Below are 26,503 nucleotides of genomic sequence, written 5' to 3'. Positions count from 1 at the left end.
GGAATTAGCGTGCTTCGCGGTTCCGTTCAGCCCATCTTTCATGAGCATCGAGGGCTGGTCCTCGGAAATCTAGACTCCACTCTGGGACATCGTCTATCGTCCAATAGTCGAGCGCATCGCCCTCGCGCGATAATCGTAACGTACCGCCAACGACCTCACACAGATAGAGCAGGAGGATGTGCCCGTGTGGGTTGAGCGCGTTCGGGTCCATAAAGTAGGCATCGACCACGTCGATCGTCTCGACATCGAGTCCGGTTTCCTCGCGCGTTTCGCGGACTGCAGTCTCGGCAGGAGCTTCAAACGGTTCGACTGCCCCGCCGGGGATATCCCACGTTCCAGCGACAGGCGGATCGGGACGTCGCATTAGCAGCATCTGTCCGCCTTCGTCGAAGATCGCCGCCTTGACGCCGATATTGGGCGTCACATACCCGAGCTCTTCGGTGAGACGGTCGTGGGCCTCCGCGGGCGGAATCTCGATCGTTTCACCATAGTACTCGGCGACGAGTTCGAGGATGCGCTCGTATCGTTCGCGGTCGTAGGGATTGTCGTTCCGTTCCGCAAAGAACAATCCGGCCTGTGCCATCACGCGAAGTTCGTCAAGCAATGGGAGAATGTCCATATATCAGTGCCCGTTCGCGACACCTTACCTGTTTGGAGACCCTCCACACACCGTCTTACGGTGTGCAGGCGACTGTACAGAGATGTGCTACTCATACCTCATTCGGGGCTGATCGGACGGCCCTCGCGTTTCTCTTAGTCAACTCCTGATCCACGGTATGGGACAAGAGATGATGGACCACCCTTATTCTTCTCGACGAACCATTAATTCACCTGGCTCAGTACCGACGTGCATGGAGACTGGACCACCGCTGAACTCCTGGCCAAACTGCACGGCTGATCAGGTGGCTGTACTGCTGCTCGGTACGTATCATATGGATAATCCGGGATTAGACGAGGTCAACGTCGACGCGGACGACGTCCTCTCCGACCAGCGGCAGACGGAACTCACCGACCTCGTCGACCGACTTGCAGAGTGGGACCCCCAACGGGTCGCGGTCGAACGTCCTTATGACAGAGCCAGCGACGTCAACGCACTGTATCGCGACTACTGTACCGGCAAGCGGTCGTACGCAGACGAGCAAGAAATCAATCCACCACACCCCTACCGTGACGAACGGGATACAGAGTGTCGAAGCGAGGTTATCCAGGTCGGCTTTCGACTCGCAGAGACACTGCATCACGAGTGCGTCTACCCGGTCGATTATCCGATGCGGCTCGCAAACGATGATGCAGAAGCACTGGAAGAGCGAGGATTCAAACCGGAAGCGAAGACGCAAATCACCGTTCCAGAACCGCACACGGTCGAGCGTGAGCGGAACGAGCGGCTCGCGACCTCAACCATTCCCGAGTATGTACGATGGATAAACCAGGAAGAACAACTCCGGTACAATCACGCAGGGATGTTCGACCAGCTCATCCCGTGGGGTGAGGGAGATAACTTCGGCGGCCCGCGAATGCTCGCAACGTGGTTCGACCGAAATCTCAGAATCGTCCACAACCTCTGGCGAGCGATAGAGCCTGGTGATGAGCGACTCCTCCTCGTCATCGGGTCGGGGCACGTCCGCGTGTTACGCTACTTGCTGGCCGAGACGCCGATGTTCTGTCCAGTAAGTCCCCTTCCATACCTGTAGCCAATCCTGATAGAACCGCCAATCTACGCACAAGTCGTCGAAATTCAACCGCCAATGCGGTACGACCACATCGCGTTCGCGATCGTACAGACCATCGTATTCCCGCTACTCGCGACGCTCGACGACGTAGGTCCGATCCCGACTCGTCCCTGTAATTGTGATGAGGTTGTACTGCGCGAGCTTTTGGAGGTAGTTCCGGACAGTACGATCGGTCTTCGGCTCGTCGACACGCTCCTGGTAGGCGGCGTACAGGTCAGCCGGTTCGAGTTCACCCTCCTCGGCCAGGATGTCATAGAGTGTCCGTTGGTGGGGCGTGAGCGTCTCGATACTCTTGCGGCGGACCTCGGCGCGCCCCTCGGGGATCGCCTCGTGGAGCATTTCGTAGGTGATCGCGCGGCTCTCGGCGCGCTGGGCCTGCCGGGCCGCATTCCGAAGGATGCCGATCGCGACGCGCGCATCGCCGGCGGCCGCATCAGCAATGATCGCCAGTTGTTCGCGGGCGACCGCGCCTGTTGTTAGCCCGGATTCAGCCCGATCCTCGAGGATGGCGACGAGTTCGTCGACCGAGTAGCGGTCGAAGTGGACTCGCTCGGCAGTATGCAACCGACTCTGGATGCGATCGTCGAGGCGGGCGAACAGTTCCTCCTCTCGATTGGCGATGAGGATCATCGAAAACCGCGGGAGGTGATAGAGGTCGTAGAGGATGCGCATATCCTCGAGTTGATCGACCTCGTCGAGGATCACCACGCAGGGCGGCCCATCGTACTGTTCGAGACGTTCGAGCAGTTCGTCGCGCGGCGTCGACTGGCGGTGAATGTCGATCGTCTGGCCGAGGCCGTCGAGGATGCGATAGAGCGCGCGAAAGCGCGAGTAGTTCTGCCAGCAGTTGACGTACTGCGTCTCGATATCGAGGACGCGCTCACGGAGCCGTGAAACCGTATATTGCGCGATGCAGGTCTTGCCCACGCCGGAGGGACCGGTTAGGAGCGCCGTCTCTGCCGGTTCGCCGTCCAGCAGCGGTGAGAGCGCCGCTGAGAGGCGATTGGTTTCAGCGTCGCGATGGACGACCTCGCGCGGGACGAATTCGTCGCGGAGGACGCGCGCATCGACGATCATCTACCCGACCGCTTGCACGCCGACTGGTATAATGATGGAGGGGTCGTTTCCAGAACTTCCAGAAGATGCTCCACTTCGTCGGTAGCATCCTCTTATCAAACCTCGGACGGGTGACTCCTATCGATCGTTGGTAAGAGAGGGAAGCGTTGGGAGAGTTACTACGGAAACGTGGCGTTTTCAGATCTATTTGAATGTCGCAGAAAACCAACCGATATCGGCAGAAGGACCTCAAGAGAAACAATCCCTAAAAGAGACGAGCTTGAATGTCGGTCACTCGGATTACTCTTTTACAAAAATATAACAGGCAAGTTGTTCAGACTGATTACGTATTCGATGTATTATCGAACGAACGTTTATTTCAATTGATCACCTGTAGGTCAAGTGACTTTCATGGGGGGTCAGTGACGCAGCGGGGGCGTCCCGAGTGGTGAAACTCATGTGTATCGAACTCAAGTATATCGAGCGGGCAGCTGACGGAGATATCGCGAAGGTCGGGGGAAAGGACATCTCTGGCGTATGGGGGATTACGACCCAGCGCGCCGTTGATCTTATCAACTCCGGCGAGTGGGCATTCTTCGTCCGGGGCGACGATTCCCAACGGACAGAAGTACTAGTCGTCACGAGGGGTGGCAAACGGCATCTTCAAACGCGTGGTGATAGTAGCACGCGAAATAACCTCGGGAGGCTCCCTGAGCGGAGCCTCCCGACAATGGAGTGCCCACCGTTTCACGTTCAGGGCGCTCGCATTCCGAGATTCATCCGAGTACTTAAGGGTGGACCCGAGGTGACCGGACCAACTCCGACAGTAGTTCAACCAGTGAGCAATGCCGTAGCTGCCTTCAGACACCTCGAACGGTTGCACGGGCAGAACACCGAGATCGCGCCTGGAGCATACGGCGTGCTTCCCGCTGGAAGTACGATCGTCGAGTTTACCGCCCCCCTCCTTGTCGAACACGATATTCGAGTTTTCGAGCATCACCACCACGGAACGGAGTCTCGACATTCAGCCATAGATACGCCGCTCCCAGAGGGGCCTCCCTCGGCGACAGAAGCGCGAGCGGCAGGGTGGTACGAAGTGCTCTCTGTTCATACCGAACACCAGTTTGAGCCGCTATGGCGTGTCGCCATCGTACCTCCTGCCCCACTCCGACGGGGCAGTGGGTATCTTCTCGTCATTGGCAACCGAGTCAAGCATGAAGACTGTTGGGGCCAAGAACGGAAGACGATCGAGCAGTACCGACAGCAGAAGAAAGCTGCCCGGCGGCCAGACCCGTATACCAAGGCGAATTATGACGTCCCGATGGTCGAGGAAAAGAACGGGCGCGTCGTCACACCAGTACGGCATGTCCCATTAACGATGGCTCTTCGCATCACGCGCAGTCGAGACTCCACGCGGCGACGACTGACCACGTTAAGTGACGCCGAGCGGTGGGAACTTTCCGGCGCCATCTGGGGGTACATCACGAACCGTGTTGTTAACCAACATGACGGGAAATCGCACACGGGAGTGGACTTCCTGATCGATCATCGTGAGATCCTCACGGAGTTAGAACACCACCTCTGGGAGATGGGCCTCACGCAGTACCTTCCTCTCCCTATGTGGTCACCGGATACGCCGATTCCTCTACAGTTCTTATGGGTGAAGCGGCGTGATGACGGAAGCCCGCAAGTCGCCCCGAATGGGGAGGAGCAGACGACACTTGACGATCCCGATCCTGACAATCCAGTTCCAGCGCAACTCACGACTCCGTACTCGTGTCTTATCCAAGACGTGACTGCCGTTGAAAAACCCGCTAGTGACCCACTCAATCCAGAGAAAAAGGTCCTCGGCTTCTCCGAGCGACTCCAACCCTGGCACGACGAAATTCACACACAGCAGTTCACTCATGTCGAGGCGCCTGATGGGACGGTCAAACGCCACGAAGATAGCGGTAATGGGAACGGTATCGGAGGAGCGATGGGATTCCAAGAAACGGCTGCAGCGGCGGCCATCTTCTACCCCTGGCATGCCTATGTCGACGAACTCTTTCACCGATGGGAGCACTGCAAGTAGCGCCAGCGTGAGATATGATTGACACCCCACCTCAACGCCGTTTCACTGGAGGGAGCTAGTATATATCATCCATCGGCGTGTGAGTATCGCTACGTCCAGATCCTTGAGGACTACTCTGAGATGGCATCGTCAACCTGCCAGGCCGTCTATCTGCAGTAGGCGTTATGGCACACCTAGTCGGCCGTCTTGATACGCGGGCGCTCATAGACATGAACCAACCTCCTCGTACATACCGTTATCAACTGGAGGAACGGTGAGCATCACGTCCGTGCCAACCTAATCCTGCTGAGAGGTGTGTGTGTCCTCGCCACTCTTTTTACTGAGTGTCCCTCTCTGGGTATCCTCTGCCGAATGTGTCAATGTAAATCTATATGCTGTCTGCCATCCATCACCGCTTCGAGTTCTTCCGGGGGTATCCGGGGGAGCGACAGCAAGAGGACACGACGATGGCAGAGATTCAGACATCAGCGAGGAGCGATCAACGAATCCGGCGACGGACCGTGCTACGAGCACTCGGCGGCATCGGCGCGAGTGCGTTCGCAGTGAGTGGACGTGGAGCAGCGCAAGCCAGTGCAATCCCGACGAATCCTACGTATTATCAGGTGATCGTCGAGGGAGCAACGACACACCAGCCGTTCCGCCGCGAAGTACTCCTCCTCGTTGCACCTCCATTAGACCGAACGACGGTCAACTTCGACAACGGACAGAACGCGCGTGATATTGCGCTTCGCTCCGGGAATCCGGCGGGTCTTCCCGAAGCTGGATCGATCTGGTTTGCGACGAACACGAGTCTCTACGATGCAGTCGGCATCCCGTCGAATACCGACGCATCCAACATCGATGTCGCGATCGTCGCGGCGGATGCCGCGAAAAACCTCCTCCAGATCACCGTCGATGGACGAGTCTGGGGGTTGCCGTCAGCTCGTTCGGCCGTTCTCAATAACTTCAACTCGCGATCTGGATTGACGGCCGGAGTCTATCAGATCATTCAGGGTGAAATCCTCCTCCAGTTCATGAACGGTGGTCAGACAGTCGAAGGAGAACTCAATCTGGTCGGAAACGGGTATATCGAGCCAGGAACGTTCCGCTACGTCGCCACCATCGCAGGCCAAGTCACCCAGCCACCGCAGGGCTGACCGTGATGAGATACAGACCTCAGTGCGTGATGCGAGGTTGATCAGGCGCTCTTCTGAAATGTTGATTATTGGAAATCTTCCGAACGGCGGCCCCCGTTCCAGCGAGTACGACCTGTGATCCCACCGGTCGATCGAATTCTAGCCCGTTTTGGCGTTGCAGTTCCTCTGTCCGATAATGGCTGAAATTCCGGAGTCACTGCGGCTGCTGTTCGAAACCTCGCTCGAAGCGTACGACGATCACTATGTCATCTCGATCCCTGCGTCCCTCGTTGAGAACGGCTCGCTCTCCGTCGACGAGTCGTACCGCGTTGCACTCCTTCCTGTCACGGACACCGCTTCCCAGGTGGAATCCACGACTGCCACAGAACGGGATGTGACCGAGACGAACTCATCCTCGTCGCATGAGTCGGCTGCGTCACCGTCGATGCCGTCGGAGCGACACCATCAGACCCCACCGGTTGCGGAGGGGGAGGTTCGCTCGGTCACGATCAATACGCTCGGCGATCAGGGCGACGGGATCGCGAAGGTCGAGCGCGGCTTCATCCTCATCGTCCCGGGCACCCAGCCGGGCGATCAAGTAGAGGTGGAGATTACGGACGTCAAGGAGACGGTCGCCTTCGCCGAACCCGTCAGCGAAGCCACCGTCCGTTAATTCGGTTGGCAATCTCATGCGCTGGCACACTTAGCCTCTACTACACCTACCAGTCACTACCTACGGATCGCGAACGCGGAATGAATAGGCCGTTGGCATCGGGCTCTACCACATTCTCGACATCATCGGCGTCTTTAGTGTACCTCTAAAGAATGTGTACCCGTTGTGGTAACCACCATACCGCCCATCAGAACATCACAGAGTTCTCGAGTGCGGCGCTTCAAGCAGACATCGGACGGACCGACGAGTTCTTCGAGGAGTGCGGTATCCCCGCCGGACGTGACCTTCACATCTACCCGTTCGGTGCGTACAGCGGACGGACGATGGACGTGCTGGCCGAGCACTTCGCACTCACGTTCGGGGGCGGCGGATCCACCAACTACTCGCTGACCAACCCAATCTGCGTTGGCTCGGTCGGCATCGGCGGCGATCTCGCCGGGGCGAAGGCGCTGGTCGATCTCACCGTCGAGCACCGCTCGCTGGCGATCCCCCTCGTCCACCACATGGAGCCGGAGCAGTTCGACCAGTTGGTCGCGCTCGTCCACGAGCAGGACCGGATGGGAACGCTCGATGTAGTCACGGCGCGTGACCTCCAGACGCATCTCCAATCGCTCGGGACCAAGAGCTGATTGATAGAGGGTGATGACGAGACGCCGGAGGTGGGCGACCGGACTCTACCTGCGGCCTCTGCCCCCAGCGGCTCCCTTGCGGTGGGGCTGTGAATCGGAGGCGCAGTCGAGTTCGACTATGTAAACAGAATCACTATCACCGCCTAAAGAGGTCAATCGGCGGTTCACCCTCTTATCTTGTAGACCGAGCTGTCTGGGCAAAGAAATCCCGGATAGCCCTGTTGAAAAACTCGGGGTTGTCCCAGGGGGAGGCGTGTCCGGCGTTCGGGACTTCCTGGACCGTCGTATTTGGAATCTCGGCAGCCAACGTCGGCACATGACGGCTGATCACCGATGACTCGTGTTCGCCATAGAGGATGAGCGTCGGGACGGTAATCGAGGCGAAATCGATGTTGGCGCTGTGAAAGGACATAACGGCCTGCAACGCGGTAACGGCGGCCACCGTCTCCATGTCCGGGAACGCCTCGATACGGAGACTCGTGGTATTACCCCCCTCCAGTTTCCGTCCGAACCACATCATGATGGCCTTGGCTCGGTCGTACCCGATGGGGTGAACGAGCCCAATCAAGGTGTTCAGCAGCACAGTCCGCTCGATGCGGTCCCGTCGGCTGACGAACGCCGGCGTGAAGGTATCGGCGAGCACAAGGCCACTGAGCTGTTCGGGATATCGACTCGCGTAGACTTGGGCAATCATCCCACCCATCGAGACACCACAGAGAACGGGACAATCGAGGCCCAGGGCGGTGATGAACTCGTGGAGGTCCTCGGCCAACCGGTCGATCGAATACGATTCGTTGTGTGGATTGGTCGTTTTACCGTGCCCCCGAACATCGTACGCAATGGCGGTGTACGCGTCGCTGAACGCCTCTAGCTGCTGGTCTGCTGCTGTATGATCGGAAAGTGCCCCATGGATGAAGACGATGGGTGGACCGTCTCCTCGTCGTTCGTAGTAGGTCGCAATATCGTTAGTCTGAACGGTGGGCATCTGACCATCGTTACGGCTCTCATCGAAATGAAGGTGCCGCGGATAAAGAAGACAGCTGGACGCACGCGCTCTCGGAATCCCAGAGCGATCCCCGACAGCTCCGCCGTCACGGATCGCGGTCGACGAGAAACAGATCGAGGAGGGCGGTGAAACGAAGTGGTTGTACGCCGCTATCGACACCACGTCGACGTTGTTGCTGGAGATCGCTGGGTATAGCCATACCGGCGGACGAAGGCTCCAACAATCGTTTTGATTCGGTGGTGATCGCAGAGTATCACCATCTTCCCTCGCCCTCTACTTCGCTCTCTGCCTCATCGGCTGTGATCTATAGACGGGATTCATTGGTTCATCAATCTCGATTCTTTCGAAATGGGGTAGACGTGTTTTGGAGCTGCCAGTGCGTTGCCGTGACCCCGCGCTTATGCGTTCGCGACCTCCGTCGTGGTATCCGTCGATTTGCTCGCCGTCCAGAGGTAGCGCCCGAAGACGATCCAGGCGAGCCCGTAGAACAGGAGCGGTCCGGCCCACGGGTCGGCGCCCTCTCCCATCACGTAGGTGGTGAACCCGATGGCGAGCGGAAGGCCCACCGGCAGGGCAGCGACTAGCAGCCAGGCGCCGAGTCGGGGTGTCGTCGCGGCGGTGGTGCGTAAGATCGCCACGCCGAACACGAGCGCGCCGAGCATCGCGACCAGCCACCCGAGGATGGTCGCGAGGAACGCGATCCCCGGACCGTAGGTGGCCACGGGAAGCCCGATGGCCGCGACGATCCACCCGACGGCCATGATCCAGAAGCCGACCGTCGCCAGTCGGCCGAACCAGTGACGTTCACTCGCGTATAACGCCGGTAACCCCAGCGCGATGAGGATCCCGCCGAGAATCCCCGGCGGTTCGACCAGTGCGAACTCCTGCGGATTCAACACGGTGAATAGATACAGATTGACCGCTGCCGTCAAGATCCCGCCGAGAACGGCACTCAGTGCACTCCAGCGCCACCAGGCGTGGCGACTCGTCGATTCCATTCGTTCCTGTCGTTCGTATTGAGCCATGATATTGTCTCCTACGGTGACACCGTCACACTCCTGTCGGAGTATGATGTCTCACCAGTGATAGATTGACGCTGGCCGACGTCATGTTACCCCGTGGGATTTACTCACGACGTGAGCATCATAACTGGGGATCGTCAGGTTCGAGGGGGTTGGACGCTTGCCAGTGGTCGTCGATCGTCGCCTCGGCCCACGCGTGGACGATCTCGTCCGTCGTTTCGAGCAAGCCGCGTGGCGCACCGTCCTCGTCGAGCAACCCGATCCAGGCGATGTCGTCGACGACGGCGAGCGCGTACGAAATGCTGCCGTCGTAGCGAGCGACTGATCCACGATCGGAAGCAGCGAGCTCCCTGAGCCACATCGCACACTCGGGATCGGCCAACATGACCTCCAGGACCGCCGCCGTGACGGTTATCTCTGACGTCTGGTCGCCGTGGACCGTCGCCTGCCAGATCGCCCGGGGGCTCTCGCGCACGAACACGGGCGCGAGGATACGCACGCGGTCGCCCGTTTCGAACAACTCGACCGCACGCCTGATCGGTGCGATGATATCGGTTCGGTCGGCCAGCGTGATCTCGGCGTCGACGAGACGGTCGAGGTCGAACTCGAACGCCTCGATCGGGAGCCACTCGCTCACTCGACGCAGTTTGTCGACGGTCACCGCGGTATCGACCAACGAGAGGAACTCCCGTGCGAGCAGTTCGCCGAGCGGCGAGGCGCGGTAGTCGGCTCCGCGCCGAGTCACGAGCCCTCTCGCTTCGAGTTCGGTGACGATCCGCCCGACCGTCGCACGCGGCACGCCGGTCACCTCCTGAAGGGCCGCACGGCTGTGTGCCCCCTCGGTGAGCGTTTCGAGCACCGCTACGCGGCTCGGCGAGCGGGCGAGGAAGGCGACGTCGTCGAGCGCGGCCATACGTCTTGGTACTGCACTGGAGCGGAATATGCCTTTGTGCTCGTCTACACGCTCGATACATCGAAAGGCCGTGTCCGACGGTACAGGTACAAGCGCGTCTGCAGATATACCACTCGCGATCTCGGAACGTTCACGCCAGACGGTCCAGAGCTGGTCGTCGATCGCAGCTTCCCCGAGTAACGGTAGAGGAGGATTTCGGCGGAGGCAGCCATTTCATCCCTCAGTGATGACCGGTCCTGTTGAGACTCTTATCTCTCGATAAGATAGATTCGATAGTCAACAATGCGAGTATCCGGCTGCTCGATATATCCTCCGAGAACGTGACATCCAAAACGAAAGGCCGACTGTTTCTCGACGGGTTCGGTCGGCTCGCTACTTGATGCCCTCGACAACCGCCAGACCAGAGAGTGGGCCGACGCTCCGCCGCTGGACGTTCGAGAAACCCGCCTCTCGGAGCCAGTCTTCGACTTCCTCGTGAGTGTAGATGTCTGCTCCGAGCGTCGTCAGATAGGTCAACGCGACGAACCGCAGGGCGGTCTGACTTACCGGTGTCCGTCCGCTTCCCTCCCACTGATCGAGCACGACGATCCGCCCGCCCGGCGTAAGGACATCGGCCACCCGCTCAAAGAGCGCAATGTTCCCGGCGGGATCGTGTGCGTGGACGACGTTGAACAGCAGTGCTACGCCATACCCCTGTCCGAGGTCGTCGGTTCGGTAGTCGCCCACTCGCGTGTCGACTTGTTCAGCCAACTCCGCCGGGATATTTTCGCGGATGGCTTCGATGGCGCCAGGGAAGTCGAAGAGAGTCGCCGAGAGGCCCGGGTGACGTCGACACAATTCCATCGCGTATAGTCCGTGACCCCCGCCGACGTCGAGGAGCCGTTCGGTTCCCTCTGGAACAGTCACCGTGTCGATCACGTCATCGAGGAGAAGAGAGGCAGTCGCTCGAAATCCCGCTTGGGCGATCTCCCAACGGCTGGGTTCTTCGTCGAACCATTCGTAGATGGACTGACTGGGTTCGCCGTTTCTGATGGCGGTTTCGAACTCACGCGCCCAGAACGGGAAGACGAGTTTCTTCCAGAAGGTGAGCCACGGCCCCATATCGGTCTCCGAATCAGCGAGGAGCCAGGTTTCGGTCATTCGGGTAAGCGTATACTGCTCGCCCTCTGTCGCTAGATAACCTTCGGCCACAAGGAAGTTGCACAGCACAGCGATCCCATCGGGATGCGCGTCCACACGGTCGGCTAGGGTTCCAGCTCCGAGCGGGGCGTCCGCTCGCGAGAGTGTCTCAAAGATGTCCAGCTCCAACGCGAGGGTCACCGATTCGAAACTCGCCGCACCGAATAGATCAAGCATCGGGGCCGGACCTCGGTTGAGCTTGAGTAACAATAGGCGCTCGATGAAGTTCGGGTTCACTGGCATGCGATCGGATAACGCTCTGGACCGAGATAACGATCTGGATCAGGGATATCGATCAATATGTCCGGGAGCAGCCGAGAGAAATGCATGCCTGTCATCTCGGATCTCGGGTGTTCCTCGCCACTCCGGGGGCCTGAGAATAACGCTCATAAATTCGCGCCGTCTACACGGTAAGAGAGCTTCGACAACAAAGTGGGGGAGATCTCCGAACGTGCTGCGATCACCGGACGCGTCCATTACGACGGGCGTATCTTCCCCATCGGAACGGAAATGGTAGTCACATGTCAGTAATTCGTACGAATGATATCGAGACCTACTACGAGCGCCGTGGCGACGGACCGCCGATCGTCTTCATTCACGGGGCAATCGTCGACCATAGCCAGTGGACGCCACAACTGGAGACGCTCAGCGACGAGTACACGACGGTCGCCTACGACGTCCGCGGGCACGGCCGGACGGGCGGCTCGACGACGGATCCGTACTCCATCGAACTGTTCGTCGAGGACCTCGAGGCACTTATCACAGCGTTGGATCTGGATCATCCCGTCCTATGTGGCCTCTCGATGGGCGGCTGTATCGCACAGGTGTACGCAGCCAGACACTCCGAGCAACTTGCCGGGCTCGTCCTCGCCGATACGTTCACTCCGGAGGTACTCGACTGGCGTGAACGACTCCAGTTTCTCATGCTGAAAGCCACCATCCCGCCGGTCCGACTCGTCGGCTACGAACGGGTGGAGAAGGTGATGGTATGGTTCCAAGAGCGACTCCAGGGCGAGGGGGTCAGCGGCGACTACGAGAAGATCGAACAGCTCCGCGCAGAGGGGCCGAAGATGGCAACCGACGAGTTCGCCAAGGTCATCCACGCCCTCACGAGCTTTCACGAGACGGACATCGACTTCTCGGCGATTGCCGTTCCGACGCTCGTCCTGTACGGCGAACACGACGCGGGGTTCATTCGCCGTCACGCACCAAAGCTCGGTGCCGACCTTCCGAACGCCACCGTTCGAGCGGTGCCCGACAGCGGCCATACGTCAAACCTCGATAACCCCGAATGTTTCACGATCGCGCTGCAGAATTTCCTTGCGGAGATCTCCTTCTGACGCGTTGTTCGGTACGGTAGGTGCCTCGCATCGTGTATACACATTCCGTCAGAGAATGATCCCTTGCTCTCGACATACGGTACGAGAAATCCACACATTGACGGGTAACGGCCACCCAGGTAGAGGAGATGAGATATGCAGTCCACTCCGAGGACGATGACCGGCTACCTGCGACGCTAGCTTGTTAACACGCTCGGAGAGCCAAGAGCGTAGTGGATGTATCGCGATGACCGCCCGCCCCTGCCTGACTGGATACTTACCATCTACCGGACGCTCAGCGCACGTATCCAGCGTGAGGAGGGTGGGCTGTCGAGAGAGACCGCAACGGACGTTATTGTCGCTGAGGGGATCGAAGCAGTCGACGCGGAGTACGCGCTCCAGCGGCTGATCGACCGCGGCTACCTCTACATGGTCGACGAGGAGCTATTCGTCACTGAGCCAGCGGCAGCCGAGGAGTAACGGATCGACGATCTCTCCCGTCGCTCGGGTGACTCGATAATGCGACATCGATAATTCGCCCTCAGCTGTCGAGGACGAACTCGGTATCCGTGATTGGGGTTGCCCCCTGTTCGACCGCGAACTCGACTGCTTGAGGATCCTTCATCAGAAAGAAATGGTGACCGTCGCGTGTCCAGTGTTCGACTGACTGTTTCAGGATCGCTGCGTGGTTCGTATACTGTTTTTTGACGACGCAGTACGCCTCGAACTCCTCGACAACCTCCAACTCGTAGTAGAATGGTTCGAGGAGTTCTTGGACGTGCTTGACCTCGTCGCTGGGGACGTCAAAGCGGTATTTCTCGCGGTTATAATACTGCTTGAGTTGGTTAAAGAGCTCCCAATCGTCGAAAAACTGTGCAAAGTGGTAGGTATCGTCGATCTCAAAGACGTGGATCGTCGTCGGCTCCACGTCAAACGTGGGCATACCGTACTTGTAGGCGAGCCACCCACATAACAGTGTTTCTGGAGTAGGTTGCGTCCTCGTCGGTGGTGTCGATTCGTCATCGTCGCCTCTTGAGCGGTGGGATGGCCACAGAACGAGTTGACGTGTGAATGATCGCGTTCGATCTGCTCTGCGTCTCGATGAGACTGATGTTCGGTGACGGAGACCGAACTATTCCTCCGATGCAATGCTCGATAGTCGGGTTTCTCTTCTCTCTGTGTGAAGACCGTGTGCTTCTGTCGAGGAAAACCTCTATGTTGGCGGCGGACGCTGTCTGTCGGTGCCTATGTCAATCCCTGACGTGACATCGCCGCGTTGTCTGCGGTGTGGCTTCGAAGCCCCCGCTGGGGATCGTGCCTGGGATCGAGTCAAGGTACCACCGCTCAGGACGATGACGCAGTGTCCCGAGTGTGGCAGTACGAACATCATCAGTCAACGCTACGAAACAGCGGCAGAGGAATGCAGCGGGCGAGAACACCACAGTCCAGTTCATTACCAACCATCCCTCCGAGAGACCACGGCCATGATGCATCGTTTCGTGGAGGCCAACGATTCTCGGTAGGGTCGTGATCCTCTGTAGGCACGCATACTCGCGGGTCCCACATAGTCACCCAGAGAGTGTAGACCATCGACGTATACGCCAGCAACTACTGCGTGTTCGTCATCCCCCCGTCTAGCACGAGTGACTCACCGTTCACATAGCCCGCTAGATCACTCGCGAGAAAGAGCGCAGCCTTTGCCACATCTTCCGGGGGCCCTCCCTGGCGCATCGGGATCGTCTGCATGAACGCGTCCTCATCCTCACTGCCGAAGATGGGCACGTCCTCCGTCGTCATCTTCACGGGATTCGCACTGCTGAAGGCTCGAACACTCACACATCAATTCAGGTCGATTGGTGGTACATAGTCGAGGGCGACTGCGTGTGCACTATCGAAGCGCACGCCAGCACAGGATGACGCCGACGCAGCCCATCACACTCCCACCGACGATGAAGCCGAGTTGGATCGTCGGCATTACAAGCGCGGGCGCACAGTCGAGCGTCCGCGTCCCGCCCACAATACACGCCTGCAGGGGCGCGAGCAGGCCGAGCGAGGTGCTCACCACGCCGACCAGCAGGAGGCCGATCCCGAGGGCGAGGCGGTCGGCCTGTCGGCGCTGATGCTCGAGCGTCTGCCAGCGCTGGCGGATGGCGCGCTCCTCGCACTCCGTCCCGCGCTCCATAGCCCCCTTTTTTCATGTGTCGTGATAACACTTTGTACTATCGCGCCTCGAGGTCGAGAGTGTCTCTCGGCAGGTTTATTTCGCTCACCGATCTGTTCATTGCATGTAGCCACTACGTATTTCTATTGTCCATCCACTACGGAACGTACGTGATGGCCTTGACGATACTCGACCTGTTCCTCGACCTCAAGCGCCTCGAAGACGACCTCGGCCGGCTCCCGCGCGCTAACGACGTGATTCGTGATGGCGCCCACAGCGTCAACACCTACTACAAGCGCTTCGATGGGAACTGGCGCTACGTCGAAACCGCCTATCGAGAGTGGTGCGAGACGGGTCGGTTGCCCGCTGACGCTCAGTAAGCTCTCGAGTGCCGTCGCCCAGACACAGGTGGAGAGGGGGCGTCGTCATTCATCGTGGGATGTAGTCGGTCGCCGCGCCCTCTGGGGTTCTGAGCTACGGCAGCCCCACTGGGGCATCTGCTGGCTGCTAGTTAGGCTGTTCTGATCGAATCGGGACTGTATGGGTTGGAATATATGGGGTGCTTCTGACGGTAGCATCCCGTACCGTGATATCGGACAACCGGTCATCCCGTCTCGATGAGCAGTGTGAAAATGAGACCGGCCGTTTGAAACCACTCTGGGGCAGTTAGGACGTACTCTGGCAGTACTGACTGCCCATAATCAAGTCTGTGGTACACCGAGGAGCCGGCTAAGGGGGTGATTACCAGGGGGTCGGTATTTCGAAGGGCAGGTAGTCGTCTTCCCACTCGTGGCGTGCAGAAAGGGCCTCCCGGTCCTGGCCTGAGAGCGCATACCAGTTGGTGCGGCGGTCGAGTTGGCCCTTTTCAACGTATCCGCGATTGACGAGCGTATCAAGATTCGGATACAATCGCCCATGGGTGATTTCACGACCCATCTCTGTTTCTAATTCACTCTTGGTCTGTTGGCCGGAAGGCCGATCGAAGCCTGCGATCACGCGCAACGGGTCACGCTGAAGCCCAGTGAGCTCTAATAGTGTCATGTCTAATCACTCTGTATCACAACCTCGGAGGTTTGGAAATGATGCGCGTCTTTATATCAGTGTCAAATTTAAAAATTCATTTGATTTAGTTGGAGGTATATTCTGAAGGCAGATAATGAGATGTCTTATGCCGTCCTCAACCCTGGCTAGAACACAGCCAGCGTTCATCATCAGGGACGCACCGACTGCAGACGAACGAACGTAGTGGGTCTCGGTGCTGGTCCCTTTATGAGCATTTACATTGCGTACCCGGCTGGAACAATGTGTCAAACCCGTATCTCTCGGGAGTCTCCTTCGATCGACGGGGAGTGCTGGGAATAGAGTCAGTGTGCGGACATCTATCACAGCCTGAATGGCTGGCCCCATCATAGAGATAGGGGCTGTGATCATCTTGAGAAAGGCAGCACCCTCGTGTTGTAACGGATACTGTGGCGATTTGAGCGACCTTGTCAACTAGTTTGGTCGTCCGCCTAACGCTCGGTTGTCCTTTTTGAGAATCCGCCAACGGTTGAGTTGGAGGCGCGCTGGGATTCTAGATCTCGACCAGAACCGCTTTTTGGCGGACGTTCTAACTCGGACGTAATGACCGATAGTCGTAGAATTCCACGGAGGTCGTTCCTGAGATCAGCTGTCGCAATCGGTGGTGCGGCGGCGTTCAGCGCGTGTTTGGGACGCGAGGAGCTTGATGTCCCAACCGGCCCGGACGACCTATCCTCGTTCCCCGAGCGCCAGCACGCCTGGAACAATGTCCTCCCTACAGATGACCACGGGAATGTCGTCGCCCCTCGCCATCGTGTCCTTCTATACCTGAACTACAGGCAACGTGGTCAACCGACTGAGGAGGACCGGACGACGATCGAAACCGCGGTCGAAGGTGTCGAACACGCGTACGAGCGAAGCGGAAACGGGCTGTTGATGACGGTGAGTTACTCGCGGGCGTATTTCGACCGCTTCGATGGTGCGCTGCCGCAGAGTGTCGATCTCCCGAGCCCTGAGGCGCTGGCTCCATTCGAGGACCCCGAACTCGACACGCCGGACGCAGTCGTTCACATAGCGAGTAACCATGCTCAGGTGGTATTGGGTACCGAAGAAGCCCTCAAAGGGAACCAATCGACACTCAATGGTGTCGATCAACCCGATGCATCGCTCACGGACGTGTTCAAGGTGGTCGACCGACGGACGGGATTCATTGGGGACGGGCTCCCGGCCGAGAACGCGGACGACGCCGAAGGCGTTCCCGCGGACAAAGTGCCCGAGGATGCTCCGTTGTTCATGGGATTCAAATCCGGGTTCGAGAAGAACCAGGCCAGTGAGGATCGCGTCACGATTCAGTCGGGGCCGTTTGTCGGCGGGACGACACAGCACATCTCGAAGCTCCAGCTAAATCTCAACCAGTGGTACAATCAGGACGACCGCTGGCAACGTGAGGCGAAGATGTTCTGCCCGTATCACGCAGAGAACGACATTATCGAAGGGGCGGGGGATAATCTCGGTGACAGTAGCAAGATCGACGACTGTGGACCGACGACGGAGACAGCGCGTGAGATGGGCGTCGTCGGACATTCGCAGAAGTCAGCAGCAGTTCGTGAGAACGATCAGCCGCTCATTCTCCGACGGGACTTCAACTCAACTGATGGCGATCAGGCGGGCCTTCACTTTCTCGCCCTCCAGCGCGAAATTGGTGATTTCGTGAAGACGCGAGAGGCGATGAACGGGACGGATGTCGCCGAGCAATCTGCGGTGGGTCAACGAAACAATAACGGCATTCTCCAGTACATTCGGACAGAGCGCCGCGGCAACTATCTCGTCCCTCCCCGCTCGTTACGAGCGCTTCCTCCTGCAAACCCGCCTGGTGACCGCCAAGAGGTGGCGCATGCGTCGTCGTGACGCCCTTCGGATGATCGGAGGGACATCTCTCGTCGGTCTCGCAGGGTGTACGGGATTGTTTGAGACGCGATCAGCGCGAGCGCCACCCCTCCCGGAGAATCGGCCAGATGCAGTCTATTATCCGACCCACTACGAGGGGATGAAAATGCTGGGAATGAATGAGCAGAGTGGCTACAAGTGCGCACTCACCTACTCGTACGCTCATCGGTTCTGGCTGATGAAACCGAACGGTATCACGAAGGTCGACATCCAGCCCGACGACTCGGTACATCTGATGCCAATCGTCTGGGATGCAGAGACCGGCCTAATCCCACCGGATATCAATCCGCAGGTGGAGATCACACGGGGCGGCGAGTCGGTAGACCAATTTGCACCGTGGCCGATGCTGTCCCAGCCGATGGGGTTTCACTTCGGGGACAACGCGCAACTCCAGGGTGACGGGACATATACGGTCGATGTAAGCATCAGCGGGCCGTCAACACGCCGAACTGGGGCACTAGCCGAGAATCAGGGGAACGCAACTTTTTCGTTCGAGTTCGAGTTCAGCGAATCGACGCTCAACGAGATCTCGTACACTGATATCCCTGAAGACAAGGAGGGGACGAAGGGAGCTATCGAGCTGATGGACATGCAGAGGCTGCCGAGTTCGCAGGTTCCAACGCCCGAGGCACTTTCTGGTGACGTTCGTGGCGCTGCGACGAGCGGGGATGCGAAATTCGTGGTGACGGTGCTCGACGGTGCATCCCGGTTCGGAGGTGACTCGAACCAGCGCTATCTTGCAGTATCACCACGCACACCCTATAATCGCACGATGCTCCCGATGATGTCGCTATCGGGGGCATTGAAACGAAACGGTGCATCGGTATTTGACGGAATTCTACAGGCGACGATCGATCCTGAGCTACAGTATCACTACGGCGCCGTTGTCTCGGACATCCAGTCAGGTGATGAAATTACAATCACTGTCGAGTCACCTCCACAGACTGCTCGACACGAGGGCTATGAGACTACGTTCGTCGATATGCCCGAACTGCAGCTATCGCTCTAATTCCACGGAGTATTTGGATGCGTATTCGCAAGCTATGATATGGAAGAGAAACACCTCGTGCTGGGCGCCCTTCTCGGAGTCGTCACGCTGCTGGTACTCACGGGTTTCGTGGTACGATTGGCGTAGAGAGATTCGCATGTCCACTGGACACCACGTAGCTACCCACATAGCGAACCAACAAGAGGACTCTGAGGAGAAGCCGGCCAGTGTCGATGCTCACTTCCACTTAGTCAATAGGTGGTCATAATATGAATCGACGAACGGTATTGAAACAGAGTGTCGCCATTACAGGCGGACTGATGACTGCAGGCTGTCTCAGCAGTCTCGGCTTCGAGACACAATCTGCGTGGCGGGATCCCCCGCTCGTTCAGAACAGGCCTGATGCCGTCTATTATCCGGCGATTGTCGAAGGGATGGGGATGTACGGGACGACGACAGCCGGCGATGTCGGATTTGCACTGATGCACTCGTTCCCGCACCGGTTCTGGAACCTAACTGGGACGAACAAGACGAAGGTCGTCGTTCGATCCAGTGATTCCCTCCATCTCATGGCGAGCGTCTGGGACGTGGAGACGAACACGATCCTGCCGATCGATATCTCCGCGGAGATCAGCAACGCCGACGGCCAGGTAACCAGCACCAATTTGTGGCCGATGATCTCGCCAAACATGGGCTTTCACTACGGAGACAACGTCGGACTTCCGGGGGAGGGACAGTATGACGTTACCCTTCGCGTCGGGCCGCTTCAGACCGATCGAACGGAGCCGTTCGAAGGCCGATTCACGGAGGCACAATCGGCGACGATGAGCTTCACCTTCGATACGAGTGAAACGTACAATCTCGAGTATCGACGGTTGGGAGAGAAGGCAGGGACTCGAGGAACTGTCGACCTGATGGAGATGCAAATGATGCCCGAACCCCTGGCGCCACGGAAGGGCAATCTTCCCGGTCGACTGATCGGTGACGGTTCCTCTGGTGACGCGACCTTCTTTGTCTCCGTTGTCGAGGCGGGAACTCGCTTTGGAGATGGTGATCGTCCGTACATGATCGTCTCACCGCGAACGCCGTACAATCGTGTCGTTCTCCCCCGGATGGCGCTCTCGGCGACCGTGGAACGCGGACAGAAAACGGTTTTTCAGGGACCGCTTCGGGCATCACTCGATCCAGAGATTAGCTGTTATTACGGGACGTCCATTCCGAAGATCAAGGTAGGCGACTCAGTCACGATTACCGTACAGACGCCGCCCCAGCTCGCACGACACGACGGATACGAGACTGCCTTTCTCGATATGCCACCAATCGAGTTCACTGTGTGAAAATTTGGATCTACCCGAACGTTCGAACTCACCTATCTTGGTTGGGTATCAGCGAGCAAACTCGAAAGCAAGTTTCAGCGGCAATTAGGACAGGTATAGTGGAATTGCTCCAGGGAGGGAGATGATCCAGAGGCTAATAACCGTGTATCCGATCATCACCGCGACGAACGGGTACTGGCTCTGAATCGCGACGAGCCGATTAGAAAAAAGATCGTACACAACCGCGTGCGCCGCCCAGATCGCAAGGAGATGCCCGATGAGCACGAACGCGATACCTAGTCCCTCAAACCAAGACGGTACAGAAAGAACCAGCAGATTCGCTGGTGGGGACAGTGGTGAGGTGAGTGCCATCATCAGTGCCGGGCTGAGGGACACAAGTAGTCCGGCATAGTGAGCTAGGTGATATCCAGCTGTAATCGCGAGGAGTGGTGGCGCAAACTGAAACGCAATCGTCCGAGCGGTGATGTAGGTACCAGTTCTGTGTCGTGAGGAGGGCTCGGAGGTCATCCTCCTCGCTTGTGTATGCCGCCTCGAATGCCTCTCGTTCGGAGTCATCGAACTGCTGGTAATGGTCTACCCCCTTGTGGAGCACGAGACGCTCGCTGGTTGGAAACGGCTGCCCGCAATACTCACACGCGCCTGCGGGTCTTTCAGTCCTAGGTATGGTAGTCCGTATTTGCGACATCACGATCAGTAGCTGTTAGGAAGAGCTAGCGGGCTCGTATTTGAAATCGTTCTAGTTCGAACCTCTCCACCCACTATCGAACCACTGGACGTCGCCACCATACGGAGACTGTCAATTAGAACAGGCCCGCTACTGAGGAACGAATCTGCGCAAGAATTCCGTTTGACGGCTGGACTGTTGCATCTCTATCAGAGCGATTGTGTTCAGCTGAGGTCTGACTCTACCCCCTCACGGGGTTCTTCTTCGTAGGCGTCGCAGTAGATGCACATGGAAAAGCGGTGACAGTGTAGCCGTATAAAACCACGCGACAGTAACCCAAGGTATGACGGAGAATCAGGCCGCTGATTGGTCAGATCGAGAGAGACCAATCACGATACCAAGAAGCACCGTGAGTCCCACGGTAGCAGCTGTTGCCCCATAGAGCGCCATACTCGTCGGTGTCGGGCGAAAGAGCACGATATCACCGACCGAGAGATGCTGAATCTTCGAACTTGTTCCGATAATCAATCCGAGCACAGCGCCGACTATGATTCTGATGAGGACGACTGCCCCAAAGACCCGCTTACCACTCCGTGTGTGTACGGCATCTCCCATGCCTTTAGGCAAGTCACGTAGCGTAAGAACCCTCTGTTCGAACTGTGTTATTAACTAATGGCGGCAGAAATAGCATATTTTGGTAGAACCGCCCCATCTAGTAGCAGTCGGATTATTGTATTCGTAGCCGTATGTCCGATAATGGTCGACCGAATCAGAAGTCGCAACCAACAGGCACCATTGATAGGTGAGACATTGATCTCCACTTATCTATGAGCGAAGAATCCGACACCAGTTCCTCGTACACAGGAGGGAGTCCGTGGCCGCTCTTCGTTGCACTTGGCTTGGCGATCTCGGAAGTCGGCGTCGTCCTCGGGCTTCGACCCGTGTCTGTCGCGGGGCTTCTGTTGTTCGTGGGGTCGGTTACTGGGATCCTCACGGAGTCAGGATACATCTCTCGACCCACACTGGCAGCTGGTTCCCAAGGACTCGCGCTAATCGGGATCGGGATCGCGTTGATAGTTCAGAACCAGACCGGAACGACGGTTCGTGGACAGTCAATCGTCATCGCCGGGGGCCTCTGTCTTCTGGGCGTACTCCTTTGGGCGGGATTCGTTCGGACACGTACTCAAGAGACGCCCTCGATAACTGAGTCATCAGAAGCGACATCCGATTGAGACTACACTACGGAGTAGCCATACATGAAGTTCAATACCACAACGACTGCGATCGCTTTCATCATCCTATTCGCCGTCATCGTTGGCGGTACGGCGATGAGTCCCATGAGTACGAGTACTGTTGCGATGGTTAGCGTCGGCCTCTTGGTGTTCGGCGTGCTGTCGGTCGTCATCGGAGTCAAACACGGCGAATATCGAGCGAGCCACAGCTGATCGAACTCTCGAAAGCATAGTCAAGCGCCGGGAATGGATAGTTAATAACTAAGTCCTGAATTTTTGTTAACTGTAGCTAGTTATGGGCCGTTTCATAGCAGCCAATTTAATAAAACCCGATAGCCTAGCGTTCGTCAATGACCTCGTCAAACAGGGATTCACACGGCTCTTGTGAGGGATCCCACTCGCACGATCATGACCATGACCATGATCACAGTCACAATCACGACCACGATCATGGTCACGGAGACGACAAACCGAACTCGACGACAATAGACGAGGGTGACGTCGCACAGTTCTCGGTCCCCGAAATGGACTGCCCGTCCTGTGCCGGGAAAGTCGAGAACAGCATCCGGAAGATCGACGGAATCAACGACGTCGACCCACAGGTGACGACGGGGACGCTCACCGTTTCCTACGAGGACGACCAGACGACGGCAGATGCCATCGCCGACCGCGTTGAGAAAGCAGGGTACAGCGTCGAAAATTCCGGAGAGATCACGGCGAAGTTCACCGTTCCGGAGATGGACTGTCCCTCGTGTGCTGGCAAGGTTGAGAATGCGCTTGACGGCCTCGCCGGCGTGTCGATGACTGATCCGCAGCCCACGACCGGGAAGGTTGCTGTCACGTACGACTCGACGACCGTGACTGAGTCTGATATTGTCTCTGCCATCGAGAGTGCGGGCTACGAGGTCACAAACACAACCGCTGATGGCGCTGGAGGCAGCGACGATCTCGATACACAGGAGAGTATCTGGATGAGTCCACGTGCAATCAAGACGTGGATCAGCGGTGGCTTCGTCGCACTCGGACTCCTCTTCGAATTCGCCCTCCTCGGACAGAACGCCCAGGTCGCGAGCCTCCTCGGGAGTGAACTCCTTGTCGCAGACGTGCTATTCCTGATCGCCATCGCCATTGGCGGCCAGGAAATCCTCCGGAATGGCTACTACTCCGCCCGCAATCTGAATCTCGATATTGACTTCCTGATGTCGATCGCCATCCTCGGGGCGCTCGTCGCGAGCCTCGCGTTCGGCGAAGCCCTCTACTTCGAAGCCGCCACGCTCGCGTTCCTCTTCAGCATCGCGGAACTCCTTGAGCGCTCCTCGATGGATCGTGCACGCAACTCGCTGCAGGAGCTGATGGACCTCTCCCCGGACGAGGCGACCGTTAAACGGAACGGAACCGAGGAGACGATCCCAGTCGACGAAGTTGCGGTCGGTGACATCGTGGTCGTCAGACCTGGAGAGAAGATCCCAATGGACGGTGACGTCGTCGACGGCGAGAGCGCGGTGAACCAGGCCCCCATCACGGGCGAGAGCGTGCCCGTCGACAAGACGGAGGGTGACGAGGTGTACGCCGGCACGATTAACGAGGAGGGCTACCTGGAAGTGGAGGTCACTTCGGAGGCAGGCGACAACACGCTCTCCCGCATCGTCGAGATGGTCGAGGACGCGCAGGCGAACAAGACTGAACGCGAGCAGTTCGTCGAGCGCTTCTCGGCGTACTACACGCCGGTCGTCGTCGCGTTCGCCGTCCTCGTCACCCTAGGCAGTCCCTACATCATGGGGACGACGTGGTCGACGGCCGTCGTCTACGGCCTGACGCTGCTCGTACTCGCCTGTCCGTGCGCGTTCGTCATCTCGACGCCTGTTTCCGTCGTCTCCGGGATCACGAGCGCCGCGAAGAACGGCGTCCTCATCAAGGGCGGCAACCATCTAGAGGCGATGGGTGCGGTCGACGTCGTCGCGTTCGACAAGACAGGAACCCTGACGAAGGGTGAGCTCACCGTCACCAATGTCGTTCCGCTGAATGGCAACACTGAGGACGACGTCCTCCGGTGTGCCCGGGGACTCGAACAGCGCAGTGAGCATCCCATCGGCGAAGCCATCGTCGCGGAGGCAGGCGCAGCTGGCGTCGCCGAGCGGGAAATCGAGGAGTTCGAGAGCATCACAGGCAAGGGTGTCCGCGCCGACCTCGACGGAACGCCCCACTTCGCCGGCAAGCCTGGTCTCTTCGAGGAGCTCGGCTTCGACCTCTCGCACGTCCACGCGACGACTGATGGTGGCGTCGTCACCCAAACTGCACAGCAACTGTGCGAACGCAACAACTGCCTCGACCTCCTCGAGGACACGGTGCCTGACCTCCAGGCGGAGGGCAAGACCGTCGTCCTCGTCGGCACCGAGGACGAACTCGAGGGGATCATCGGCGTCGCCGACGAAGTCCGGCCCGAGGCCAAGCACGCGGTGCGCCGAATGAAAGAGCTCGGCGTCAAGCGGACGGTGATGCTCACGGGCGACAACGAGCGGACCGCACGAGCGATCGCCGAGCAGGTCGGCGTCGACGACTACCGGGCGGAACTCCTCCCCGAGGAGAAGGTCGATGCCATCGACGAGCTCGTCGACGAGTACGACGGCGTGGCGATGGTCGGCGACGGCATCAACGACGCGCCCGCCCTCGCCACCGCCACGGTCGGCGTCGCAATGGGCGCCGCCGGGACGGACACGGCCCTCGAAACGGCTGACATCGCCCTGATGGGCGACGACCTCGCGAAACTTCCCTACCTCTACGAACTCGCGAACGACGCAAACGGCGTCATCCGCCAGAACATCTGGGCGAGTCTGGCGGTCAAGGCCGGCCTCGCCCTGGCCGTCCCGTTTGGATACGTGCCCATCTGGTTGGCCGTCCTCGCGGGGGACGCCGGTATGACGGTCGGTGTGACCGGCAACGCGATGCGGCTCTCCCGCATCAAACCGAAGACGGGTGGCGAGTCTGACGCTGTCAATTCGTGAGCATCTAAAGTAATGGGTCAATCATCTAATTCGAGCGACGACGGCGGAGGCGAGGCCGAGTACCGCCAGTACCCGTTCGGTCTATCGTCGTATCAACTGTTTTTCTTCGTCGTTCTCGTGGGCCTGATCACGCCAGGTCTTGTCGTCTACTTCTTGGAAACATCGAACCTGTCGGGCATAGCAGATCTCGTCTGGATCGTAGGGTACGGGACGACCGTTTTCGTCGTGTGGTTCATCTGGATTCGTCCTCTCGATCTCATCGGGTCGTCCGGCCACGACACGTCCCTCCCCGATACAGACGCTGAGGATGCCTCTGCAGATGAGGATGAAGAATCGATCGACGAAGAAGCATCCAATTCAGGATCAGATGCTGCGACAGACACTAAACGACCGGATGCGACCAAGGAGCGGTCGACCGAAACCGATCCAACAGCAGACGCTGGGTAGACTAAACCACAGTACTGACTGCTCTCCGAAACCCTCTTCGAGTTACCATGTCCCTCTCCGATCACGACCACGGCGCCGAGGCTGAACCGACTCCCAATTCAGATGGGAGTACGCGACGATTAGCACTCGTCGCCGTCGTCAACTTCGTCGGCTTCGTCGTGGAGTTGGCTGGCGGGCTCCTGTTCGGGTCGGTCGCCCTCATTAGCGACGCGCTCCACATGCTGTTCGACATGCTCGCGTATGCGATGGCGTTCGGCGCAAGCTATACCGCCGAACGCTTCGAGGGCGGCGAGGCGTGGTCCTACGGGCTACATCGACTCGAGCCGGTCGCCGCCTTCCTTAACGGCATCCTCCTCTTGCCGATGGTCGGGTACATCCTCTGGGAGTCATACCAGCGGTTTCTCAATCCGGTCGATATCGATCCGGTACTGACGCTCGTCGTTGCGACTGGCGGCCTGCTCGTCAATATCGGCTCGGTCTATATCCTCCAGGGCGGTGAAATGAGTCTCAATGAACGCGGTGCGTTCTATCACCTGCTCGGTGACGCCAGTGGATCGGTTGCAGTCATCATTTCGACACTAGCCGTGGCGGTGTTGGATCTTCCCGTGGCTGACCCCGCTGCAGCGGTCCTCATCGGAGTGCTAATTCTGTGGTCGGCCGGGAAGGTGCTCCGCGAAAGCACGACGATTCTCCTCGAACGGAGCCCGATCGATCCGACCGATCTGCGGAACGAACTCACAGGGATCGATGGCGTCGAGCGCGTCGACGATCTCCACGTCTGGCAGGTGTGCAGCCAGCTTACCGTTGGGACGGTGCGTCTCGTCGATTTGGCGACCACGATCGAGGAGCGTGAGGCCATTCGATCCCGTGTACATGCCAGCCTGACAGAGCGAGGCATCGACCATGCGACGATCGAGCTGACGGAATCCCTCACCTCGGACGCGACACACGCTGATCGAACGGGGCACACGCATTGACCAATGACTAGA

Annotated in this window: 26 protein-coding genes and 4 pseudogenes; 17 read left to right on the top strand and 13 right to left on the bottom strand. The window is 58.4% G+C overall.

Annotated elements, in window-relative coordinates; translation table 11 throughout:
• Positions 1 to 4 precede the first annotated feature (4 nt).
• Entirely contained in the window at positions 5 to 619 is a 615-nt protein-coding gene (locus NKI68_RS22180; protein WP_254547321.1) for an NUDIX hydrolase N-terminal domain-containing protein, read from the bottom strand.
• A gap of 232 nt (positions 620 to 851) precedes the next feature.
• Here NKI68_RS22180 and NKI68_RS22175 point away from each other — a divergent pair, with 232 nt between their 5' ends.
• Positions 852 to 1,691 carry a DUF5694 domain-containing protein gene (locus NKI68_RS22175; RefSeq protein ID WP_254547320.1) on the top strand — a complete coding sequence of 280 codons (840 nt, stop codon included), beginning with the start codon at positions 852 to 854 and terminating at the stop codon, positions 1,689 to 1,691.
• Between the two features lie 105 nt (positions 1,692 to 1,796).
• On the opposite strand, the gene NKI68_RS22170 is transcribed toward NKI68_RS22175, so the two are convergent.
• On the bottom strand, positions 1,797 to 2,807 hold the full coding sequence (locus tag NKI68_RS22170; protein ID WP_254547319.1) for a Cdc6/Cdc18 family protein: 1,011 nt from the start codon (positions 2,805 to 2,807) through the stop codon (positions 1,797 to 1,799).
• Between the two features lie 424 nt (positions 2,808 to 3,231).
• Between NKI68_RS22170 and NKI68_RS22165 the strand changes: the two genes are divergently transcribed.
• The 4 genes from NKI68_RS22165 to NKI68_RS22150 all read left to right on the top strand — a co-directional run bounded on the left by NKI68_RS22165 (position 3,232) and on the right by NKI68_RS22150 (position 7,277).
• Positions 3,232 to 4,860 (top strand): DUF3892 domain-containing protein, encoded by a 1,629-nt coding sequence (locus NKI68_RS22165; protein ID WP_254547318.1) that lies wholly within the window; start codon positions 3,232 to 3,234, stop codon positions 4,858 to 4,860.
• A gap of 446 nt (positions 4,861 to 5,306) precedes the next feature.
• Positions 5,307 to 5,996: a hypothetical protein gene (locus NKI68_RS22160; RefSeq protein WP_254547317.1), complete on the top strand. Its 690-nt coding sequence runs from the start codon at positions 5,307 to 5,309 to the stop codon at positions 5,994 to 5,996.
• 175 nt (positions 5,997 to 6,171) lie between these two features.
• Entirely contained in the window at positions 6,172 to 6,648 is a 477-nt protein-coding gene (locus NKI68_RS22155) for a TRAM domain-containing protein (protein ID WP_254547316.1), read from the top strand.
• Positions 6,649 to 6,800: 152 nt separating this feature from the next.
• Complete coding sequence (locus NKI68_RS22150; protein ID WP_254547315.1) at positions 6,801 to 7,277, top strand: polysaccharide deacetylase family protein; 477 nt, start codon at positions 6,801 to 6,803, stop codon at positions 7,275 to 7,277.
• A 172-nt stretch (positions 7,278 to 7,449) separates the two neighbouring features.
• On the opposite strand, the gene NKI68_RS22145 is transcribed toward NKI68_RS22150, so the two are convergent.
• Positions 7,450 to 8,262 carry an alpha/beta fold hydrolase gene (locus NKI68_RS22145; RefSeq protein WP_254547314.1) on the bottom strand — a complete coding sequence of 271 codons (813 nt, stop codon included), beginning with the start codon at positions 8,260 to 8,262 and terminating at the stop codon, positions 7,450 to 7,452.
• Positions 8,263 to 8,315: 53 nt separating this feature from the next.
• Between NKI68_RS22145 and NKI68_RS22140 the strand changes: the two are divergent.
• Positions 8,316 to 8,488 (top strand): annotated as a pseudogene (locus tag NKI68_RS22140) (IS6 family transposase); the annotation flags it as partial.
• Positions 8,489 to 8,681: 193 nt separating this feature from the next.
• On the opposite strand, the gene NKI68_RS22135 reads toward NKI68_RS22140, so the two are convergent.
• From NKI68_RS22135 to NKI68_RS22125, 3 genes are all read right to left on the bottom strand, one after another.
• Positions 8,682 to 9,182: a hypothetical protein gene (locus tag NKI68_RS22135; RefSeq protein WP_254547313.1), complete on the bottom strand. Its 501-nt coding sequence runs from the start codon at positions 9,180 to 9,182 to the stop codon at positions 8,682 to 8,684.
• Between the two features lie 244 nt (positions 9,183 to 9,426).
• Positions 9,427 to 10,218, bottom strand: coding sequence for a helix-turn-helix transcriptional regulator (locus NKI68_RS22130; RefSeq protein ID WP_254547312.1), 792 nt, complete (start codon positions 10,216 to 10,218; stop codon positions 9,427 to 9,429).
• Positions 10,219 to 10,590: 372 nt separating this feature from the next.
• Positions 10,591 to 11,640 carry a methyltransferase gene (locus NKI68_RS22125; RefSeq protein WP_254547311.1) on the bottom strand — a complete coding sequence of 350 codons (1,050 nt, stop codon included), beginning with the start codon at positions 11,638 to 11,640 and terminating at the stop codon, positions 10,591 to 10,593.
• Positions 11,641 to 11,918: 278 nt separating this feature from the next.
• On the opposite strand from NKI68_RS22125, the gene NKI68_RS22120 reads away from it, so the two are divergent.
• Both NKI68_RS22120 and NKI68_RS22115 read left to right on the top strand, forming a co-directional pair.
• Complete coding sequence (locus tag NKI68_RS22120; RefSeq protein WP_254547310.1) at positions 11,919 to 12,737, top strand: alpha/beta fold hydrolase; 819 nt, start codon at positions 11,919 to 11,921, stop codon at positions 12,735 to 12,737.
• 216 nt (positions 12,738 to 12,953) lie between these two features.
• On the top strand, positions 12,954 to 13,196 hold the full coding sequence (locus NKI68_RS22115) for a hypothetical protein (RefSeq protein ID WP_254547309.1): 243 nt from the start codon (positions 12,954 to 12,956) through the stop codon (positions 13,194 to 13,196).
• A gap of 61 nt (positions 13,197 to 13,257) precedes the next feature.
• Here NKI68_RS22115 and NKI68_RS22110 read toward each other — a convergent pair whose 3' ends face one another.
• The 3 genes and pseudogenes from NKI68_RS22110 to NKI68_RS22100 form a co-directional block, all read right to left on the bottom strand.
• Positions 13,258 to 13,659: a hypothetical protein gene (locus tag NKI68_RS22110; protein ID WP_254547308.1), complete on the bottom strand. Its 402-nt coding sequence runs from the start codon at positions 13,657 to 13,659 to the stop codon at positions 13,258 to 13,260.
• A 665-nt stretch (positions 13,660 to 14,324) separates the two neighbouring features.
• A pseudogene (locus NKI68_RS22105) lies at positions 14,325 to 14,513 on the bottom strand (SDR family oxidoreductase); the annotation flags it as partial.
• Between the two features lie 91 nt (positions 14,514 to 14,604).
• On the bottom strand, positions 14,605 to 14,898 hold the full coding sequence (locus tag NKI68_RS22100; RefSeq protein WP_254547307.1) for a hypothetical protein: 294 nt from the start codon (positions 14,896 to 14,898) through the stop codon (positions 14,605 to 14,607).
• A 152-nt stretch (positions 14,899 to 15,050) separates the two neighbouring features.
• On the opposite strand from NKI68_RS22100, the gene NKI68_RS22095 reads away from it, so the two are divergent.
• Complete coding sequence (locus NKI68_RS22095; RefSeq protein WP_254547306.1) at positions 15,051 to 15,257, top strand: homing endonuclease associated repeat-containing protein; 207 nt, start codon at positions 15,051 to 15,053, stop codon at positions 15,255 to 15,257.
• Between the two features lie 361 nt (positions 15,258 to 15,618).
• On the opposite strand, the gene NKI68_RS22090 is transcribed toward NKI68_RS22095, so the two are convergent.
• Entirely contained in the window at positions 15,619 to 15,918 is a 300-nt protein-coding gene (locus NKI68_RS22090) for a helix-turn-helix transcriptional regulator (RefSeq protein WP_254547305.1), read from the bottom strand.
• A gap of 582 nt (positions 15,919 to 16,500) precedes the next feature.
• Here NKI68_RS22090 and NKI68_RS22085 point away from each other — a divergent pair.
• The 3 genes from NKI68_RS22085 (at position 16,501) to NKI68_RS22075 (ending at position 20,169) form a co-directional block, all read left to right on the top strand.
• Positions 16,501 to 17,805, top strand: coding sequence for a DUF7405 family protein (locus tag NKI68_RS22085; RefSeq protein ID WP_254547304.1), 1,305 nt, complete (start codon positions 16,501 to 16,503; stop codon positions 17,803 to 17,805).
• On the top strand, positions 17,792 to 18,853 hold the full coding sequence (locus tag NKI68_RS22080; RefSeq protein WP_254547303.1) for an iron transporter: 1,062 nt from the start codon (positions 17,792 to 17,794) through the stop codon (positions 18,851 to 18,853). Before NKI68_RS22085 ends, NKI68_RS22080 begins: the two co-directional genes overlap by 14 nt.
• Before the next feature lie 248 nt (positions 18,854 to 19,101).
• A complete protein-coding gene (locus tag NKI68_RS22075) occupies positions 19,102 to 20,169 on the top strand; it encodes an iron transporter (protein WP_254547302.1) in 1,068 nt (355 codons plus the stop codon).
• Between the two features lie 84 nt (positions 20,170 to 20,253).
• On the opposite strand, the pseudogene NKI68_RS22070 reads toward NKI68_RS22075, so the two are convergent.
• The 3 genes and pseudogenes from NKI68_RS22070 to NKI68_RS24010 all read right to left on the bottom strand — a co-directional run.
• Positions 20,254 to 20,649, bottom strand: a pseudogene (locus NKI68_RS22070) (hypothetical protein); the annotation flags it as partial.
• 94 nt (positions 20,650 to 20,743) lie between these two features.
• A pseudogene (locus NKI68_RS24060) lies at positions 20,744 to 20,854 on the bottom strand (DUF7410 domain-containing protein); the annotation flags it as partial.
• Between the two features lie 333 nt (positions 20,855 to 21,187).
• Positions 21,188 to 21,448 (bottom strand): DUF7520 family protein, encoded by a 261-nt coding sequence (locus tag NKI68_RS24010; protein WP_438267828.1) that lies wholly within the window; start codon positions 21,446 to 21,448, stop codon positions 21,188 to 21,190.
• A 212-nt stretch (positions 21,449 to 21,660) separates the two neighbouring features.
• On the opposite strand from NKI68_RS24010, the gene NKI68_RS22065 reads away from it, so the two are divergent.
• The 5 genes from NKI68_RS22065 (at position 21,661) to NKI68_RS22045 (ending at position 26,491) form a co-directional block, all read left to right on the top strand.
• Positions 21,661 to 22,065 carry a DUF7541 family protein gene (locus NKI68_RS22065; RefSeq protein WP_254547301.1) on the top strand — a complete coding sequence of 135 codons (405 nt, stop codon included), beginning with the start codon at positions 21,661 to 21,663 and terminating at the stop codon, positions 22,063 to 22,065.
• Between the two features lie 24 nt (positions 22,066 to 22,089).
• Positions 22,090 to 22,278: a DUF7333 family protein gene (locus NKI68_RS22060; RefSeq protein ID WP_254547300.1), complete on the top strand. Its 189-nt coding sequence runs from the start codon at positions 22,090 to 22,092 to the stop codon at positions 22,276 to 22,278.
• Between the two features lie 137 nt (positions 22,279 to 22,415).
• Positions 22,416 to 25,067, top strand: a complete 2,652-nt coding sequence (locus NKI68_RS22055; RefSeq protein WP_254547299.1) for a heavy metal translocating P-type ATPase — start codon at positions 22,416 to 22,418, stop codon at positions 25,065 to 25,067.
• A gap of 12 nt (positions 25,068 to 25,079) precedes the next feature.
• A complete protein-coding gene (locus tag NKI68_RS22050) occupies positions 25,080 to 25,514 on the top strand; it encodes a DUF7996 family protein (RefSeq protein WP_254547298.1) in 435 nt (144 codons plus the stop codon).
• Between the two features lie 47 nt (positions 25,515 to 25,561).
• Positions 25,562 to 26,491, top strand: a complete 930-nt coding sequence (locus tag NKI68_RS22045; RefSeq protein WP_254547297.1) for a cation diffusion facilitator family transporter — start codon at positions 25,562 to 25,564, stop codon at positions 26,489 to 26,491.
• Positions 26,492 to 26,503: the final 12 nt, after the last annotated feature.

It is taken from the genome of Halomarina pelagica (assembly GCF_024228315.1).
In the GTDB taxonomy this organism is placed as follows: Archaea; Halobacteriota; Halobacteria; order Halobacteriales; family Haloarculaceae; genus Halomarina; species Halomarina pelagica.
The sequence above is the reverse complement of the archived record's forward strand: the minus strand, read 5'-3'. Positions and strand labels throughout refer to the sequence as shown.

Bases quoted from the DNA above. Each gene is read 5' to 3' on its own strand.
- NKI68_RS22180 (WP_254547321.1), bottom strand. From the start codon at position 619: ATGGACATTCTCCCATTGCTTGACGAACTTCGCGTGATGGCACAGGCC.
- NKI68_RS22175 (WP_254547320.1), top strand. From the start codon at position 852: ATGGAGACTGGACCACCGCTGAACTCCTGGCCAAACTGCACGGCTGAT.
- NKI68_RS22170 (WP_254547319.1), bottom strand. From the start codon at position 2,807: ATGATCGTCGATGCGCGCGTCCTCCGCGACGAATTCGTCCCGCGCGAG.
- NKI68_RS22160 (WP_254547317.1), top strand. From the start codon at position 5,307: ATGGCAGAGATTCAGACATCAGCGAGGAGCGATCAACGAATCCGGCGA.
- NKI68_RS22155 (WP_254547316.1), top strand. From the start codon at position 6,172: ATGGCTGAAATTCCGGAGTCACTGCGGCTGCTGTTCGAAACCTCGCTC.
- NKI68_RS22150 (WP_254547315.1), top strand. From the start codon at position 6,801: ATGTGTACCCGTTGTGGTAACCACCATACCGCCCATCAGAACATCACA.
- NKI68_RS22145 (WP_254547314.1), bottom strand. From the start codon at position 8,262: ATGCCCACCGTTCAGACTAACGATATTGCGACCTACTACGAACGACGA.
- NKI68_RS22130 (WP_254547312.1), bottom strand. From the start codon at position 10,218: ATGGCCGCGCTCGACGACGTCGCCTTCCTCGCCCGCTCGCCGAGCCGC.
- NKI68_RS22125 (WP_254547311.1), bottom strand. From the start codon at position 11,640: ATGCCAGTGAACCCGAACTTCATCGAGCGCCTATTGTTACTCAAGCTC.
- NKI68_RS22120 (WP_254547310.1), top strand. From the start codon at position 11,919: ATGTCAGTAATTCGTACGAATGATATCGAGACCTACTACGAGCGCCGT.
- NKI68_RS22115 (WP_254547309.1), top strand. From the start codon at position 12,954: ATGTATCGCGATGACCGCCCGCCCCTGCCTGACTGGATACTTACCATC.
- NKI68_RS22110 (WP_254547308.1), bottom strand. From the start codon at position 13,659: ATGCCCACGTTTGACGTGGAGCCGACGACGATCCACGTCTTTGAGATC.
- NKI68_RS22100 (WP_254547307.1), bottom strand. From the start codon at position 14,898: ATGGAGCGCGGGACGGAGTGCGAGGAGCGCGCCATCCGCCAGCGCTGG.
- NKI68_RS22095 (WP_254547306.1), top strand. From the start codon at position 15,051: ATGGCCTTGACGATACTCGACCTGTTCCTCGACCTCAAGCGCCTCGAA.
- NKI68_RS22090 (WP_254547305.1), bottom strand. From the start codon at position 15,918: ATGACACTATTAGAGCTCACTGGGCTTCAGCGTGACCCGTTGCGCGTG.
- NKI68_RS22085 (WP_254547304.1), top strand. From the start codon at position 16,501: ATGACCGATAGTCGTAGAATTCCACGGAGGTCGTTCCTGAGATCAGCT.
- NKI68_RS22080 (WP_254547303.1), top strand. From the start codon at position 17,792: ATGCGTCGTCGTGACGCCCTTCGGATGATCGGAGGGACATCTCTCGTC.
- NKI68_RS22075 (WP_254547302.1), top strand. From the start codon at position 19,102: ATGAATCGACGAACGGTATTGAAACAGAGTGTCGCCATTACAGGCGGA.
- NKI68_RS24010 (WP_438267828.1), bottom strand. From the start codon at position 21,448: ATGGGAGATGCCGTACACACACGGAGTGGTAAGCGGGTCTTTGGGGCA.
- NKI68_RS22065 (WP_254547301.1), top strand. From the start codon at position 21,661: ATGAGCGAAGAATCCGACACCAGTTCCTCGTACACAGGAGGGAGTCCG.
- NKI68_RS22060 (WP_254547300.1), top strand. From the start codon at position 22,090: ATGAAGTTCAATACCACAACGACTGCGATCGCTTTCATCATCCTATTC.
- NKI68_RS22055 (WP_254547299.1), top strand. From the start codon at position 22,416: ATGACCTCGTCAAACAGGGATTCACACGGCTCTTGTGAGGGATCCCAC.
- NKI68_RS22050 (WP_254547298.1), top strand. From the start codon at position 25,080: ATGGGTCAATCATCTAATTCGAGCGACGACGGCGGAGGCGAGGCCGAG.
- NKI68_RS22045 (WP_254547297.1), top strand. From the start codon at position 25,562: ATGTCCCTCTCCGATCACGACCACGGCGCCGAGGCTGAACCGACTCCC.